This window comes from Lacrimispora indolis DSM 755 (assembly GCF_000526995.1).
Taxonomy (GTDB): Bacteria; Bacillota; Clostridia; order Lachnospirales; family Lachnospiraceae; genus Lacrimispora; species Lacrimispora indolis.
In genome coordinates this window covers 6331703-6347656 of sequence record NZ_AZUI01000001.1, presented here as the reverse complement: position 1 = coordinate 6347656, position 15954 = coordinate 6331703, and the positions used below count along the sequence as shown (strand labels likewise).

Below are 15954 nucleotides of genomic sequence, written 5' to 3'. Positions count from 1 at the left end.
CCTAAAGGGTTTGCTGTGTTACTGAATGGGCTGACTCTGTTTTCTTACCCTCCTTTTTGTATTATAATTTTTACAAAAAGGAGGGCTGCATATGAATAAAAAAATTAAAATTGTAACCATTGGAGGAGGTTCCAGCTACACTCCCGAATTAATGGAAGGATTCATTAAGAGGAAAGATCACCTTCCCATTAAAGAAATCTGGCTGGTGGATATTGAGGCAGGAAAAGAAAAGCTTGAGATTGTCGGAAATCTGGCAAAGCGTATGGTGGAGGCAGCAGGCCTTGATTGGGAAATCCATTTGACATTAGACAGGCGTGAGGCTCTAAAAGATGCTGATTTTGTTACCACTCAGTTCCGTGTAGGTCTGTTGGATGCGCGCATTAAAGATGAGAGAATTCCGTTGTCTCATGGAATTCTGGGCCAGGAAACCAATGGCGCCGGAGGCATGTTCAAGGCATTCCGCACCATTCCGGTCATTTTAGATATTGTAGATGATATGAAAGAGCTGTGTCCCAATGCATGGCTTGTTAATTTTACAAATCCTTCCGGCATGGTAACAGAAGCTGTTATGCGTTATGGCAATTGGGACAAGGTGGTAGGTTTATGTAATGTTCCTATTCTTTGCAGAAAGATTGCAGCAGGAGCTTTAAGAGAAAACGAGGAGGATTTATTTTTCCGATTTGGCGGTCTGAATCATTTTCACTGGCACAGGGTATGGGACAAAACCGGCGAGGAAAAGACCGGCGAGGTACTTGAAAAGGCTTACACCAGCGTTGAGAATATGAAAAACGCACTGAAAAGCTTTACCAGCGCAAATTCGGGAGTACAGAATATTCCAAACATCTCATTTTTACCGGAACAGATTTGTAATCTTGGAATTATTCCCTGCATGTACCATCGGTATTATTATATTACAGATGATATGCTGAAGGAAGAATTGGAAGCCTATGCAAAAGGAGAGACCCGTGCCGAACTGGTAAAACGTACCGAAGCCGAATTGTTTGAATTGTATAAAGATCCCAATCTGAGCATCAAACCGCCTCAGTTAGAAAAACGGGGCGGAGCGTTCTATTCTGACGCGGCCTGTGAGTTGATTAATTCCATTTACAATGACAAGCGCACCCATATGGTGGTCAGCACCAGAAATAATGGAGCTATTTCGGATCTGCCCGATGATGTAGTGGTGGAAGTGAGCAGTATCATTACTTCAGGCGGTCCGGTTCCGATTTCCTGGGGTTCCTTTGAGCCTTCCAGCAGAGGTTTGCTGCAGTTAATGAAAGACATGGAACTGACAACCATTAAAGCCGCGGTAACCGGTGATTACGGTATGGCTCAGCAGGCATTTACCATAAATCCTCTGGTTCCCAGCGGTAAAATTGCAAAGACAGTGTTGGATGAATTGCTGATCGCCCATAAGGAGCATTTACCGCAGTTTAAAGATATCATTGATCGTCTGGAAGCTGAGAACAGTTAAGTATCTGTTTATTTCTACTGCTTCCTGTTATAAAAGGAGTCATTGCACGCTGATAGGAACGTTGGCTGCAATGACTCCTTTTGATGGATATGGAATTCCTGTTCATTGAAAATACAGTCCTTTTATGTTAAAATGAAAAAAACACCCTGTAACTTTTATCAATGAATACAAAAGGCGGTAGCAGATTATGATGATGTTTTCTAATCAGGTATTAAACCAGTTTAGTGAACTTGATTATGAGGTTTATAATTTCATATTAAAGAACAGTGAGAAGATTCCTTATATGACCATTCGGGAGTTTGCCAATGAGGCCCATGTTTCCACCACGACCATTACCCGGTTCTGCAGGAAAGTAAACTGCAATGGCTTTTCCGAGTTTAAGATCCGGTTTAAAATGGAGCAGGAGAGCACAAAGAAGGTCCGGCAGGGATTTGATTTCAGTTCCATTTCAGACTTTTTCCAAAGAATCGGGACGGAATCCTTTCATGAACAGCTTAAATTTGTTGCCGATATTATAGCAGAAAAAAAGCAGATTATTTTTCTCGGAATAGGCAATTCAGGAATCATTGCCGAGTATGCAGGCAGGTATTTCTGCAATATGGGCATATTTGCCACAGGAATCAATAATCCTATGTTTCCCATTAATCTGGAATTTCCAAAAGAAAGCATTATTATTATTCTTTCTGTGGAGGGGGAAACAGACATTCTCATTGAGAATTCAGAGATTATTAAGCAATGCAACAGTACGGTCGTATCCATTACCAACAGTAAAAACAGCACATTGGCCAGAATTTCTGATCACAATATATCTTATTATATCCAGTGGGAACGGACGGACTATAAGAAGATGAAGGTGGATATAACCTCCCAGATACCGGCAGTTTATATTGTAGAGGCTTTGGCTAAGCTGACGGTGCAGAGAAAACAGGGATGAAAAGAGAGTCAGGCATTAAGATATGTAGTTGAAGACGAGACATATAAGAAGATAATTAAATCAATAAAACAGCCCTTCGGAATGGAGTGGAAAATCGTACCCTGCAGTTGAAGCACAGAAAAAGAAGCTGTGTTTTGCCTGCAGGGTATTTTCATGTATGGGATCTGCAATTATATCCCTGTGAGAAAACTTCCCAATTCATTAGAGAAGTTTTCCATATGGAGTTTCAATTACCCGGATGATAGGATGAAGACAGGAGAGGGTTGCCATGAATACAAGGTTGATGAATTTGTTTATTCCTTGGACTATTGCATTGTCAGATATTTAACAAAGCTTTGAGATAATATACCGCTTAGACAGCAGTAAAGAAATGACTTTTGCATACAGATATGATAAAATGTTTTTAAGATTAATTCAATCAATAAAAATTCATATGAGGGAGGAAAAGACTGATGAAGATAGAAATAAGAGAATTCTGCGATAAAGATATCACTCAATCAATAGAAATATGGAATGATATCGTTGAGCAGGGAATTGCGTTTCCTCAAACAGAGATTTTAAACCAAGAGACAGGAAAAGAATTTTTCAGACAACAATCTTTTACAGGTGCAGCCTTTGATGACAGCAATCATATCGTGGGGTTATATATCTTACACCCTAATAATATTGGACGATGCGGTCATATCTGCAATGCAAGTTATGCTGTCAAAAGCAGTATGAGAGGGCATCGCATCGGTGAGCGTCTGGTATGCCATTCCATGGACAAAGGAAAAGATTTAGGATTTAAAATTTTACAATTCAATGCAGTAGTGAGCAGCAATGTCTCTGCTTTGGCTTTATATAAAAAGTTGGGCTTTACGCAATTAGGAGTAATTCCAAAGGGGTTTCAGATGAAAAACGGAGAATTTGAAGATATTATTCCCCATTATATAACTTTATAAATTCTTTTTGGCATACATAATAATATTGAAGGTATCAATGGTCCGCCAAGGTTATTTACAGGAAATGCAAAGGGGTGCAGGGAGGGACGATGAAAACATTTGATTATGGAGTAAAGGAACAGTTTGGGATCCATGCAAGACCGGCAGTAATGCTGGCAATGGAGAGCCAAAAGTATGACTCTAAGATTATTATTTCTCTTAATGGGAAAACTGCTGACGCTTCCGATGTGGTGGCAATTATGGGACTGAACATCAAATTCGGTGATATCATAAGGGTGGAGATTACCGGCAAAGACGAAGACATGGCATATGACCGGTTGAAGGATTTTTTCTTTCATAGCCTTTCTCTTTGATCCGGTAAAAAAATGCGAAATCAAAAGAAAAGATTTGCATAATCCAAAAGGGTATGCTATAATCCAAATATCAAGACTTGTTACCATATTTCGTAAATGAAAAATTGGGCAAAATCTTTCTGGAAGAAGGATTTTGCCTTTTTTTATTGCGTTTGGAGGGAATTATGGGCTGTTGGAAAATTGTAAAAATACTTAATAATAATGTTGTGTTTGTGGTGGACAACAAAACGCAGGAGTACATTGCTGTGGGGAATGGGATCGGGTTCCGCCATAAGGTCCGTGAATGCCTATCCGACGATGAAATCATAAAGATTTTTGCTCAGATAAATAATCAGGTGAAAAATAAGCTGGTAACCATATTGGAGGAGATCCCTTTTGACAGGATCGAGCTTACCATGAAATTGGTGGAGCATGCGGAAATATCTCTTGACCGTAAATTAAATGAAAATTTGGCGGTCAGTCTGGCCGACCACATCCATTATCTTCTGGTAAGGTATGAAGAAGGCATGCTGTTTCCCAGCATAGCAAGCGAAGAAATCAAAAGGTTTTACCAGGAGGAATATAAGATTGGCCGTGAATTGGTGGATATGATCAATGAAAAATATAAGATTCAACTGGATTATGAGGAAGCCAGCACCATCGCATTTCATATCATCAACGCAAGCAATCAGAGAGGCCAAAAGACTCTTGAAATCATGTATGGGGTGAGGGATCTGGCAAATATTGTTACGGAAAGCCTCCACATTGAACCGGATGAGGAGTCCTTCGATTACTCCCGGTTCATCATTCATTTGAAGTTCTTCATGAGAAAGGTGCTTTTAAATTCCCAGGAGCTAAGCCATGAAAACAATTCCATGCTTCAAAGGTTTGAGGTGGAGTTTCCGGCGATCCACGAAATCGTTCAAAATATTGAAATGTACATTCTGAATAAATATAAATATCAAATGGGTGATGACGATAAGCTTTATTTATTCATCCATATCCGGAGATTATTGAAAAAATAAAAGGGATAAGGAATCGTATGTGCGCAGTACGGTTTACATTATAAATAATATTTAGGAGGAAACTTATGGCAGTGAATGTGAAAGAATTATCAGATTCTATTATGAAGCTTATAGGTGAAAAGGATAATGTTCATAGTGTGACCCATTGTGTTACAAGGCTTCGGTTTATTTTAAAGGATGTGGAAAAGGCAGATACCGAGGAAATTAAAAAAATTGATGGGGTCCTGGGGGTAGTATTTGGTTCCGGACAATATCAGATTGTTTTAGGCCCTAATTTATTTCCGGTATTTGAATATGTAGTAAAAGAATATGGACTGGAAACGGACGATGAGGTAGAAGAGTACCATAAGGAAGATGTGGCACCCGGAAAAACATCAGGCTTTGGCTATTATCTGGGAAAGGTCATTCAGTTTTTATCAGCCACATTAACACCCTTTATTACGGTGCTGTACGGAGCCGGTATGCTGAAGGTTGCGTTGGGCTTAAGTGCATACTTCTGGCCTGATGTGACTGGAAATACCACATATATGATGTTTAATTTTATGTCCAATGTGCCGTTTTACTTTATGCCGGTCTTTATCGCCTACGGTGCTTCCCGTACCCTTAAGTCTAACCCGGCCTTTGCCATGGCCATGGCATTGATGCTGCTTTACCCTAATTTTGTCCAGTTGATCGGCGGGGATCAGGCGGTGACCATCTTTGGCCTACCCGTTACCCTGGTAAGCTATTCCAATACTCTGCTTCCGGCAATTTTATCTGCGCTGCTGGCCGCCCGTTTGGAAAAATTCTTCTATAAAGTGATACCTGGGGTTTTGCGGTCCGTATTTGCTCCTCTTTTTACCCTGGCGGCTGCAATGCCCATTGTTATGGTTGTTCTGGCTCCTCTTGGAACCATTGCAGGTAATTATATTGTAAGTATTTTTGTAGGGATTTACGATGTGACAGGAGGTGTTGCCATCGGGTTATTGGCAGCAGTATGGCCGTTTATCGTTATGGGCGGCATGAATATGCTGTTTGTAGCGCCTATGACCGAGCTGCTGGCTAATACCGGTTACGATAACTTCTTCAGGCCTGCATGGATCTTACATAATATTGCAGAAGGCGGTGCCTGCACGGGAGTCGCCATCCGCACAAAGAATAAGAAGCTCCGCTCGGAAGCAATTTCAGCGGCAATTGGCGCTATTGTTTCAGGCGTTTCCGAACCGGCAATTTACGGAATCAACTTAAGGCTTAAAAAGCCCCTTTATGCAGTGGTTGCCGGCGGGCTTGCAGGTGGAGCTGCGGCAGGAATTATGGGAGCAAAAGCGTATACCTTAGGCTATTCCAGTATTTTGGCCATTCCGATTTTTATGGACACCATGCTGGCGATCATCATTGCCATTGGAGTGACGTTTGCGGTGTCTGTTGCGGCAACTGTAGTCATGGGATTTGATGATTCAGCGATTGCGCAGTAGGTGACCAGAATATGAGTATTTTCAGCAAATGGTTTGGTACACAGGAAAAACAGGAACATACCATGGTGGCCTTTGCCACTGGAACCATGTGTTATTTATCTGAAACCCCTGATGAGGCATTTTCCAGCCTGTCTATGGGAAATGGGGTCGCTATTACCCCTGACCGCCCATCCATCGTTGCCCCGGTGGATGGGGAGATCACCATGATATTTCCTACAAAACATGCATTTGGACTGGTCACAGAGGATGGGATCGAATTGCTTGTCCATATGGGAATAGATACTGTGAATTTAAAGGGCAAGGGATATAAGTATTTCAAGGAAGTAAATACAAAGGTCAGGGCCGGTGAAAAAATTGTTGATGTGGACATTGATGTCATTGAAAAAAGCGGCTGTAATCCCATTGTCATGATGATCGTGGTCAATGAGAACGGATATGACTTCACTTATGAAGCAAATGGCAGTGTAAAAAAAGGAAAATCAGTGATTGGAAGATATGAGATCAAAGAAACGATGCAATGAAATTTGAAGAGGAGGAAACGATTTTGAAAAAACCGGAAACAGGATTCAAAGACGGCTTTTTATGGGGAGGCGCAGTGGCTGCCAATCAGTTGGAAGGAGCTTATCTGGAAGACGGAAAACAAATGTCCACAGCTGATATTAAGGACCGCGGTTTCTTTGGAGGCATCCGCCGTGATGCAGATTATTACCCAACCCATAAGGGGATTGATTTTTATCATACCTATAAGGAGGATTTAAAATTAATGGCTGATGCCAATTTTAATATTTTCCGTACCTCCATCAACTGGACACGGATTTACCCCACAGGAGAAGAGGAGACGCCCAATGAGGCTGGCATCAAATTCTACCGCAGCATGTTTGAAGAGTGCCGCAGGCTGGGAATGAAGGTGATGATCACCATTTCCCACTATGAGACACCTTTGGCAATGCGGGATAAATATGGAAGCTGGGCTAACCGGGTGTACATAGATTTATACATGAAATTCGTCAGAACCATTGTTACTGAGTTCAAGGGCCTGGTCAGTTACTGGCTGACCTTTAATGAAATAGGGAATGCGGCGGTAAAGCCCATTTGCTGGGATGCTGCAGCCATTTACCCGGACTCTGATCAACTGCTTCAGGAAATGTATCAGGCGGCGCACCATCAGTTTGTGGCAAGCGCCCTGGCTACAAAATTCATACATGAGACAGATACCAATGCCTTGGTCGGCGCCATGATCGCATATAAAACAGTGTATCCTTATACCTGCAATCCGGCCGATGTGATCGCTGCGGAGGAAGAAAAACGCAAGGAATTCTTCTTCTCAGATGTCCAGGCAAGGGGGTATTACCCAAGCTATATCTGGAAGTTCTTTGAGGAAAACAACCTGAATATTGTAATGGAGGAAGGGGACGAGGATATTATCAAATCTTATCCCATTGATTTCATTTCATTCAGCTATTACCGTTCCCGGGTGATTTCGGCGGAATCCATGGAGCCTGCGGAGGTGATCAATACCAATTCCCTGGAAGGGGTGGTCAATCCCTATCTGCGGAAAACCGGCTGGGGCTGGTCTGTTGACCCGGATGGCCTGCGGCTTGCTTTGCAGGAGTTATATGACAGGTATCAGCTGCCCTTATTTGTGGCGGAAAACGGGCTGGGGGCTATCGATGAAGTGGATGAAGACGGATCCATAACGGATGATTACCGGATCGATTACCTGGAAAAGCATATGAAGGCAATGAAAACAGCCATTCAGCACGGAGTGGACTTGTTTGGATATACCATGTGGGGCCCCATCGACATTGTGAGCAACGGTACGGGCCAGATGTCCAAGCGTTACGGAATCATCTACGTGGATTTGGATGATGACGGGAACGGCACAGGAAAACGCATAAAGAAAAAATCTTATCATTTTTACAGCAATGTCATAAAGACCAACGGAAAAGAGCTGTAAAGCAGGAGGATAAAATGAAAACCAAGGGATCTTCCCAACAGAAAACGGTTGATGAATCAGAGGATGGCATTGCTGAGGATGATTACCGTCTCGAATTTTTAAAAGCTTATGTGTCAGCCATGAAAAAAGACATAAGAAATGATTCAGATTCGTTTGGATACACTTGCAGGGGACCGATCCATATTGTAAGTGAATGAAACAGACAAAGGTAAGAGATGTGGATTCAATTATACAAGTTTAACCGAATCAAGCGACAGCTGCTATTCGGTTATGCCCGATAAAGCGGGGCACGCCCTGAGCATGTAGCGAAGCGGATTGCGAATATCCGATTGAGTTTTTAATAAGCTTAGAGAAAAACCATGTGAGTAACCGAAGATAAATGCGGCTGCTTCCATGGTTTTTCTGCGTAAGTGCCGTTAAGATATGATTTTTCTGATATACTTAATGGATGGGATGGAATATTTATAAAATTTGCACGCGGTGAGTGCAAATATATATTTGTAATGGATTTTAACTGCCATTATAATAATTCCAGGCCTGATAAGGGAAAAGAATTTGGAAACTTACTGAAAAGGCTTACCATTTACAAGGAGCGAGGGAGAAATCATATGAAAGAATTTGAATATGTCATAAAAGAAACCGTAGGCATTCATGCAAGGCCTGCAAGCCTTTTAGTCAAGGAAGCATCCGGCTTTAAAAGCACGGTTTTGATTTACAGGAACGAGGACAGGGCAGATGCTAAAAAGCTGTTGTCCATTATGTCATTAGGGGTGAAGTGCTCGGAAAAAGTGAGATTCGTCGTTGAGGGGGAAGATGAAGAAGCGGCGGCAGATAAGCTTCAAGAATTTTGCCGGCAAAGTCTATAACAGAGGAAAATAGGTTGCAGTGTTCTTAAACGGGGTGATCATATGCAGAGCAAGCAGATAGAACTGATTAACTATATGATGGAAAACAAGGCCAGGGTATTGACATCCCAGCAGTTAGCCGATGTTTTAAACATTTCCATGCGTTCCGTAAAGACTTATATTTCCCAGATAAATGAAACAGGAAAAGGGAAAGCCATTATTTCCAACAAAAACGGATACACCTTAAATGTTCCGGTGGCAAAAAGCCTGCTGGCCCAGGAGAATATCGTCATCCCTCAGACATATGAAGAAAGGTCCACCTATGTGATCAAAGCTTTTTTCCTTCAGCATACCAACAGTCTGGATCTTTATCACATGGCGGATGAATTATACGTCAGTGACTCCACGCTGAAGGCTGATATTAAAAAGATGAACATGCGGTTTAAAAGCTTTAATATTGTGTTTGCAATTGAGAGAGATCAGATCAAGCTTCAAGGGCCGGAAAAAAATATCAGGAAGCTGTTCAGCTACATTCTTTATGAAGAAGTGGATAACCACTACGTGGATTTACAGATTTTAAAAAGTAATTTTAAGAACATTGATATTGATTCCATGCTTCCAGCCATAAAACAGATATTTTCAAAGAACGATTATTACATCAATGATCTGGCCCTGAGGAATATGCTGCTTCACCTGGTCATCATCATAGAGAGGATCCAGGAAGGGAAGACCATTCCCTCAATGGTAAGGGAGATCCAGGATCAGGATTCGGAAAATGAGTGCGTTGCAGAACTGTGTAAAAAGCTGGAGCAGCAGTTCTCCATTACCATTAATGAAGAAGAAAGGCGTGAAATCTACGTTTTATTCAAATCCAGCACAAATTTTGTTGTTACCGGGGGCATGCCTGAGGTACGGGCCCTTGTGGGAAATGAGATTATGGAGGAAACAAAGGAGCTGGTCTATTTAATCCAGCAGGCTTATGCCGTTAATCTGGATACGGAAAACTTCATCATTCCCTTTGCCCTCCACTTAAAAAACCTTATGCTGAGAGCAAAAAACAGTACCAACATAAAAAATCCCATGCTGGAATCCATCCAGTCCCAGCACTTGATATTGTTTGATATGGCTTTATACGTATCCTTACAGCTGGAAAAAAAGCATAAAATATACATCAGCCAGGATGAAGTGGCATTTATAGCTCTGCACATAGGAGGCGAGATAGAAAGGCAGAAAAATAACAATCCAAAGGTACGGGTGGTTCTGCTTTGCCCAAGCTATATGAACATAGAATCCAGGCTGTACAATGAGCTTTTGATCAATTTCAGCAATGACATCAACATCGTTGCATCGGTGAGGGATTCCCACCAGCTGGAAGAATTGAATTATGACCTGCTCATTTCCACTGTAAGGATAAAAGTGCCTGCGGCCTGTGAAACCGCCGTCATATCTCCGTTTATGACCTCAGGGGACAAGCTGGAAATACAGGAAAAAATAGAAAATTCTCTGAATAATAAGAAAAACAAGATGCTGACAAGGCATTTTAACGATTACTTTGAAAAGGAATTGTTTTTTGTATCCAATAGGCCATTGGACAAAATGGAGGTAATCGATATATTGGTGGGTAATTTATACGAAAAGGAATACGTGCGGAGAGATTACAGGGAACATGTGCTGATGAGGGAAAGAGCTGCCTGCACCGCATTTGGAAAGATCGCCATTCCTCATTCCGTTGAGATGAATGCCTATAAGACCTGTGCTTCCGTAATGATTTCCGGCAAAGGCATACGGTGGGAAAACCAGATTGTATATGTAGTCTTAATGATCGCTATTAATAAACTGGATAATCATGTATTTAAGGAATTATATGAGTCATTAGTTATAATTTTTTCTGAGGAAACCAATATCGAGCTGTTTCGGGAGTGTAGATCCTATGAGGAATTTGAAAGCACATTAAAATCGATCATCGGCTGAGAAGGGGAGAGAAAAATCAGTGACGGATTGCATGGCAGGGTGCAAAACGTAATTTGATTTTTCTCTTTTTTTTAATCATAATTATTCTTGTAAGTGAGATGCAGAGGGGTTCACATTTTGCAGGAAGAAAGGAGGAAGAAACAATGGGCGACCTAAGGATTATATTGTGCTGCGGTGCCGGCATGTCAAGCGGTTTTCTTGCCAACGCAGTAAAGAAAGCCAGCAAAAAGAGGAAAATGAATGTTACGGTAGCTGCCCATGCGGAAAGCAATGTAATGTCCGTAGTAAAGGAAGGGGCAGACATTCTTTGCATTGGGCCGCATTACGGATCAAGGTATGATACGTATAAGGAATTATGTTCGGAATATGGAACGGAAGTCATGGTGATCCCAAAGGATATTTATGGGACCCTGGACGGTGAAGGGTTGTTGGATTACATCATCGGGTATCTTAAAAAGTAATGACAAGAATAGGAGAAGGAAGTATGAAAAAATTTATGAAGTGGCTGATTGATTCCTTTGCGCCGGCAATGAACAAATTGGTGGAAAACCCGTGGGTGGCAGCCGTATCCCAGGCAATGATGAGGGTGCTTCCATTTATACTGGTGGGGTCGCTGGTGTTTTTCTACAATGTATTTAAGGATTATATCCCCGGCCTTCCGGATATATTTCCCATTGCCAGCTATTCCTTTATGTTCATAGGGATCTTCATTTCTTTTTTGATCCCCTATAATCTGATGGAGCTGAAGAAAAGGAATAAATTCCAGGTTCCGGCAGGCCTGCTGGGCTTTTCCGCCTTTATTATGTGCTTAAAGCCGACCTTTGATGAAAATTCCTTTATGAACGTGAATTTCGGGGTGTTTGGTCCCAGCGGGATCATGGTGGCAATTGTAATAGGACTTTTTGTTGCATTTGTATTTAATTTATGGACGCGGTTTGGTTTCCTGGAAGACAGTACGACCATTCCAAGCTTTTTGGCAAACTGGATCAACAGCATCATTCCTATTTTCCTTATCCTGCTGGTGATCATGATCGTGGTGGAGGGTGGCGGAGTGGATATTGTATCCGCTGTCAATGCGGTATTTAAGCCCATTGCTTCCTTTGGACAGTCTTATCCGGGCATGATCTTTATGTGTCTCACTCCTGCGATCTTATATTCCTGCGGAGTTTCGTCATGGGCATTCGGCGCCATATCCACTCCAGTTTTTATGGCAGGCATCAACGCCAACATTGCCGCGATTGCTGCCGGAGGGATTGCAACCAATATCGTCACCAGCGAAACAGTTTTTACTGCCGCACTGGTTACCATGGGCGGAATGGGAGCCACCCTGCCCCTGGTGGTGCAGATGCTGCGTTCCAAATCAAAAAAGATGAGGACCCTGGGAAAGGTTTGCATTGCCCCCAGCATTTTCAATATCAATGAGCCGGTGATATACGGCACGCCCATTGCATTTAATCCTCTGCTGATGCTGCCCATGTGGATCAATTCTTTTACAGGCCCAACAATCATTTATGCTGCCATGAAGTTTGGCTGGCTGAATATTCCGGGAAAGATGATTCAGGTAGGCCAGGTTCCGGCTCCTGTTTCCACTGTGATGATCACTCAGGATTTCAGGGCAATTATATTTTATGTGATTTTGTTTGCTGTATATTATATTACCTGGATGCCGTTTTTTAAGGCATATGAAGGGCAGTGCATAAAGGAAGAAGTGAATATCTAGGAAGGAAGTATTTATATTTATGGAAGATATTATGGAAAATGAGCTGGTAGGAGTTGCCATGCAGATCATTTTACATGCAGGCGATGCCAGAACGGCTGTAGAACGTGCGCTTGACTGCATCAAGGAAGAAAATTTTACGGAAGCAAAAGAGAAGATGGTGGAAGCAAGAGAGTGTATCCGATTGGCACATGTATCCCAGACAGAGGTGATACAAAATGAGACGAGGGGAAAAACATATCAGCCATGCCTTCTTTTTGCTCATGCCCAGGATACGCTGATGACCATCAATTCCGAGGTTTTGCTGTCGGAAAAGCTGATTGATTTGTTTGAAGTGGTATTAAAAAAGATTCATACAGACTGTTTAGGAGTAGGAGATCATTATGCTTAAAAAGGGTTTTCCGGATGACTTTCTTTGGGGCGCTTCCACCTCCGCCTACCAGGTGGAGGGAGCCGCGCTATCCCATGGAAAAAAGGCATCCCAGCAGGATATCATCAATAAAGATAATTATGAAAAAAGAGGCTTTGCAACTGCGGAGATCGCAAGCGACCATTATCATCATTTTAAAGAAGACGTTGCATTAATGAAGGAGATGGGATTTACGGCTTACCGTTTTTCCATTGCCTGGAGCAGGGTGTTTCCTGACGGCACAGGAGAAGTAAATGAAGAAGGGATACAGTTTTACAGGGATTTAATCGATGAATTGCTGATTCACGGCATCGAGCCTATTGTGACCCTTTATCATTATGACCTGCCCTGGGCCCTTGTTGAAAAGTATCATGGCTGGCTGAGCAGGGAAGTGGTTAAGGATTTTGAGTATTATGCGGCCTATATTATCGAAGAATTTAAGGACAAAGTAAAATACTGGACAACGATTAACGAGCAAAGCATTATCGTCCAGTTTTGGACCCAGAAATGTTTTATTCCCAGGGAACTGCAGTCTAACCATCAGCTGAGATACCAGATCAATCATCACATGAATCTGGCTCATGCTATTGCCTGCAGGCTGGTTCACGAAAAGGTGCCGGGAGGGCTGGTGGGAGCGGCTATCGGTTATGCGCCTGTTTATCCCCTGACCAGCAAGCCGGAGGATGTGATGGCCGCCCAGAACGCTCACGATTTACATAACGGATATTATCTTGACATTTACTTTAAAGGGATTTATACAGAATCCGCCATGATCTATCTTGAATCAAAGGGACTTGCCCCTGACATAGAGCCTGGGGACATGGAACTGATCAAGGAAGGGTATTCCGATTTCCTGGCCCTGAATTACTATTCCAGTGAGTGCGCCAAGGCGTGCCTTAAGGAGGAAGAACTTCGGTTTGCAGGGGTAAACTGGACCGGCGTAAAGGGAGCCATGGACGGTCATGAACACCAGCCGGGATTTTTCCAGATGTGCCCCAATCCCATGCTGGACACCACGGACTGGGATTGGGCAATTGATCCCACAGGCCTGGAATATTTGCTGCGGGACATTTCCATGCGTTACAATAAGCCCTTGATGATCACTGAAAACGGCCTGGGAGCTTACGATACTCTCACAGAGGATGGCAAGGTCCATGATTCTTACAGGATCAACTACTTAAGAGACCACGTGAGATCTATAAAAAAATCCATGGATTTTGGCGCTAAAGTTCTGGCTTACTGCCCATGGTCTGCCATTGATCTGTTATCCACCAGCAACGGCGTGAAGAAACGGTACGGATTTGTGTACGTTGACCGTACCGACGATGATCCAAAGGAATGTACAAGGATCAGGAAGGATTCCTTTTTCTGGTATAAAAAGCTGATTGAATCAAAGGGAGAAGACCTTGAATGATTCCCAATGTCTGATAAAGGAGGCGCTTATGGAAAAGACAAAAAACACCTTTCCCAATGATTTTTTATGGGGCGGTGCGGTAGCGGCGTGCCAGGTGGAAGGGGCCTATGATGTGGATGGGAGAGGCTTATCCACTTCCGATGTCCACATGTACTCAAAGAACTTAGACCGTTCCAACGTGTCAAAAGAAGGGGGCGGGACCCGCAGTGAAATACTCGGCTATATGGAGGATGATAAAAACTATTACCCAAAACGGTATGGAATAGATTTTTACCATACCTACAAGGAAGACCTGGCATTGCTGGCAGAAATGGGGTTTGGCACTTTCCGGACCTCCATATCCTGGTCACGTATTTTTCCAAAGGGAGATGAAAAAGAACCTAATGAAGAGGGCCTGGCCTTTTATGACCGGTTGATCCATGAGATCCGGAAAAACGGGATGGAGCCCATCATCACCATTTCTCATTATGACATGCCCCTTCACCTTGTCCTGGAATACGGAGGATTTGTGAACCGGGAGCTGATCGGCTTTTTCGTCCGGTATGCGTCCGCAGTCCTGGACAGATTTAAGGATAAAGTGAAATACTGGATCGTTTTTAACCAGATCAATCTGCTGCAATACTGCTCCTGGGGCTCTATCGGGCTGTTGGATGATTATGCCGGGGATTTGGAGGAGGCCAAGTTTCAGGCCGTGCATCATCAGTTTGTGGCAAATGCCCTTGTATACGAATACGGAAAGAAATTAAATCCTGACATGCAGATCGGAACCATGGTGGCAGACTGCACCTGTTATCCCAATTCCTGTAAGCCGGAGGATGTGGTTCTGACCATGAAACGCAACCGGATGCAGTATTTTTATACGGATGTACAGCTTCGGGGGGAATATCCGGCTTATGCGGTCCGTTTCTTTGAAGAAAACGGCTGGAACATCAAGACGGAGGCAGGAGATGAAGAAGTGATCAGAAAGAACAGGCAGGACTTTCTGGCGATCTCTTATTACTCATCAAAGGTCATTGACGGGGACTGCTGCGGAATGAATCCAAGGGATGTGATACAAAATCCCAACCTAAAGCCTACGCCCTGGGAGTGGCGGATGGATCCCCTGGGATTTTATAACTGCCTGTCCCAGTATTGGGACAGATACCAGGTACCCATGATGATAGCTGAGAATGGCTTCGGGGCCATTGATACGTTGGAGGAAAACGGAGAAATACATGATGATTACCGGATTGATTACTACCGGAAGCACATATCGCAGATGAAGGAATGCATCAGGGATGGGGCCGATATTTTTGCCTACTGTGCATGGGGGCCCATTGATCTTGTAAGCTCCTCAACAGCGGAAATGAGCAAGCGGTATGGATTTATTTACGTTGACCAGGATGACGAAGGAAGGGGATCAAAGGCCAGAAGCAGAAAGGATTCATTTTACTGGTACAAAAAGGTAATTGCTTCCAATGGGGAAGATTTAGATTAAGGAT

At 43.0% G+C, this 15954-nt stretch carries 16 protein-coding genes; all 16 read left to right on the top strand.

What is annotated here, in order from left to right; all coding sequences use genetic code 11:
• Positions 1 to 91 precede the first annotated feature (91 nt).
• The 16 genes from K401_RS0130710 to K401_RS0130630 all read left to right on the top strand — a co-directional run bounded on the left by K401_RS0130710 (position 92) and on the right by K401_RS0130630 (position 15950).
• Positions 92 to 1474 carry a 6-phospho-beta-glucosidase gene (locus K401_RS0130710; RefSeq protein WP_024296558.1) on the top strand — a complete coding sequence of 461 codons (1383 nt, stop codon included), beginning with the start codon at positions 92 to 94 and terminating at the stop codon, positions 1472 to 1474.
• Positions 1475 to 1661: 187 nt separating this feature from the next.
• Positions 1662 to 2408 carry a MurR/RpiR family transcriptional regulator gene (locus K401_RS0130705; RefSeq protein WP_051464111.1) on the top strand — a complete coding sequence of 249 codons (747 nt, stop codon included), beginning with the start codon at positions 1662 to 1664 and terminating at the stop codon, positions 2406 to 2408.
• Positions 2409 to 2860: 452 nt separating this feature from the next.
• Positions 2861 to 3349, top strand: a complete 489-nt coding sequence (locus K401_RS0130695) for a GNAT family N-acetyltransferase (RefSeq protein ID WP_024296555.1) — start codon at positions 2861 to 2863, stop codon at positions 3347 to 3349.
• Positions 3350 to 3438: 89 nt separating this feature from the next.
• A complete protein-coding gene (locus K401_RS0130690; RefSeq protein ID WP_024296554.1) occupies positions 3439 to 3702 on the top strand; it encodes an HPr family phosphocarrier protein in 264 nt (87 codons plus the stop codon).
• Between the two features lie 164 nt (positions 3703 to 3866).
• Complete coding sequence (locus tag K401_RS0130685) at positions 3867 to 4706, top strand: PRD domain-containing protein (RefSeq protein ID WP_024296553.1); 840 nt, start codon at positions 3867 to 3869, stop codon at positions 4704 to 4706.
• Between the two features lie 65 nt (positions 4707 to 4771).
• Positions 4772 to 6160 (top strand): PTS transporter subunit EIIC, encoded by a 1389-nt coding sequence (locus K401_RS0130680; RefSeq protein ID WP_034620032.1) that lies wholly within the window; start codon positions 4772 to 4774, stop codon positions 6158 to 6160.
• Between the two features lie 11 nt (positions 6161 to 6171).
• The gene (locus tag K401_RS0130675) at positions 6172 to 6681 is read left to right on the top strand and encodes a PTS sugar transporter subunit IIA (RefSeq protein ID WP_029701112.1); all 510 of its coding nucleotides are present in this window, start codon (positions 6172 to 6174) and stop codon (positions 6679 to 6681) included.
• A gap of 23 nt (positions 6682 to 6704) precedes the next feature.
• Positions 6705 to 8117: a glycoside hydrolase family 1 protein gene (locus tag K401_RS0130670; RefSeq protein ID WP_027352243.1), complete on the top strand. Its 1413-nt coding sequence runs from the start codon at positions 6705 to 6707 to the stop codon at positions 8115 to 8117.
• Positions 8118 to 8131: 14 nt separating this feature from the next.
• Positions 8132 to 8314 (top strand): hypothetical protein, encoded by a 183-nt coding sequence (locus K401_RS0130665; RefSeq protein ID WP_024296549.1) that lies wholly within the window; start codon positions 8132 to 8134, stop codon positions 8312 to 8314.
• Positions 8315 to 8725: 411 nt separating this feature from the next.
• Positions 8726 to 8983: an HPr family phosphocarrier protein gene (locus tag K401_RS0130660; protein WP_024296548.1), complete on the top strand. Its 258-nt coding sequence runs from the start codon at positions 8726 to 8728 to the stop codon at positions 8981 to 8983.
• Between the two features lie 42 nt (positions 8984 to 9025).
• Entirely contained in the window at positions 9026 to 10933 is a 1908-nt protein-coding gene (locus tag K401_RS0130655; protein WP_024296547.1) for a BglG family transcription antiterminator, read from the top strand.
• 143 nt (positions 10934 to 11076) lie between these two features.
• Complete coding sequence (locus K401_RS0130650) at positions 11077 to 11394, top strand: PTS sugar transporter subunit IIB (protein WP_024296546.1); 318 nt, start codon at positions 11077 to 11079, stop codon at positions 11392 to 11394.
• 23 nt (positions 11395 to 11417) lie between these two features.
• Entirely contained in the window at positions 11418 to 12653 is a 1236-nt protein-coding gene (locus K401_RS0130645) for a PTS transporter subunit EIIC (RefSeq protein ID WP_024296545.1), read from the top strand.
• A gap of 19 nt (positions 12654 to 12672) precedes the next feature.
• Complete coding sequence (locus K401_RS0130640; protein WP_024296544.1) at positions 12673 to 13041, top strand: PTS sugar transporter subunit IIA; 369 nt, start codon at positions 12673 to 12675, stop codon at positions 13039 to 13041.
• Complete coding sequence (locus K401_RS0130635; RefSeq protein ID WP_024296543.1) at positions 13034 to 14473, top strand: glycoside hydrolase family 1 protein; 1440 nt, start codon at positions 13034 to 13036, stop codon at positions 14471 to 14473. Before K401_RS0130640 ends, K401_RS0130635 begins: the two co-directional genes overlap by 8 nt.
• A 28-nt stretch (positions 14474 to 14501) precedes the next feature.
• On the top strand, positions 14502 to 15950 hold the full coding sequence (locus K401_RS0130630; RefSeq protein WP_024296542.1) for a glycoside hydrolase family 1 protein: 1449 nt from the start codon (positions 14502 to 14504) through the stop codon (positions 15948 to 15950).
• Positions 15951 to 15954: the final 4 nt, after the last annotated feature.

Coding starts and splice junctions, on each gene's coding strand:
- K401_RS0130710 (WP_024296558.1), top strand. CDS start 92: ATGAATAAAAAAATTAAAATTGTAACCATTGGAGGAGGTTCCAGCTAC.
- K401_RS0130695 (WP_024296555.1), top strand. CDS start 2,861: ATGAAGATAGAAATAAGAGAATTCTGCGATAAAGATATCACTCAATCA.
- K401_RS0130645 (WP_024296545.1), top strand. CDS start 11,418: ATGAAAAAATTTATGAAGTGGCTGATTGATTCCTTTGCGCCGGCAATG.
- K401_RS0130655 (WP_024296547.1), top strand. CDS start 9,026: ATGCAGAGCAAGCAGATAGAACTGATTAACTATATGATGGAAAACAAG.
- K401_RS0130690 (WP_024296554.1), top strand. CDS start 3,439: ATGAAAACATTTGATTATGGAGTAAAGGAACAGTTTGGGATCCATGCA.
- K401_RS0130705 (WP_051464111.1), top strand. CDS start 1,662: ATGATGATGTTTTCTAATCAGGTATTAAACCAGTTTAGTGAACTTGAT.
- K401_RS0130635 (WP_024296543.1), top strand. CDS start 13,034: ATGCTTAAAAAGGGTTTTCCGGATGACTTTCTTTGGGGCGCTTCCACC.
- K401_RS0130650 (WP_024296546.1), top strand. CDS start 11,077: ATGGGCGACCTAAGGATTATATTGTGCTGCGGTGCCGGCATGTCAAGC.
- K401_RS0130660 (WP_024296548.1), top strand. CDS start 8,726: ATGAAAGAATTTGAATATGTCATAAAAGAAACCGTAGGCATTCATGCA.
- K401_RS0130685 (WP_024296553.1), top strand. CDS start 3,867: ATGGGCTGTTGGAAAATTGTAAAAATACTTAATAATAATGTTGTGTTT.
- K401_RS0130640 (WP_024296544.1), top strand. CDS start 12,673: ATGGAAGATATTATGGAAAATGAGCTGGTAGGAGTTGCCATGCAGATC.
- K401_RS0130630 (WP_024296542.1), top strand. CDS start 14,502: ATGGAAAAGACAAAAAACACCTTTCCCAATGATTTTTTATGGGGCGGT.
- K401_RS0130665 (WP_024296549.1), top strand. CDS start 8,132: ATGAAAACCAAGGGATCTTCCCAACAGAAAACGGTTGATGAATCAGAG.
- K401_RS0130680 (WP_034620032.1), top strand. CDS start 4,772: ATGGCAGTGAATGTGAAAGAATTATCAGATTCTATTATGAAGCTTATA.
- K401_RS0130675 (WP_029701112.1), top strand. CDS start 6,172: ATGAGTATTTTCAGCAAATGGTTTGGTACACAGGAAAAACAGGAACAT.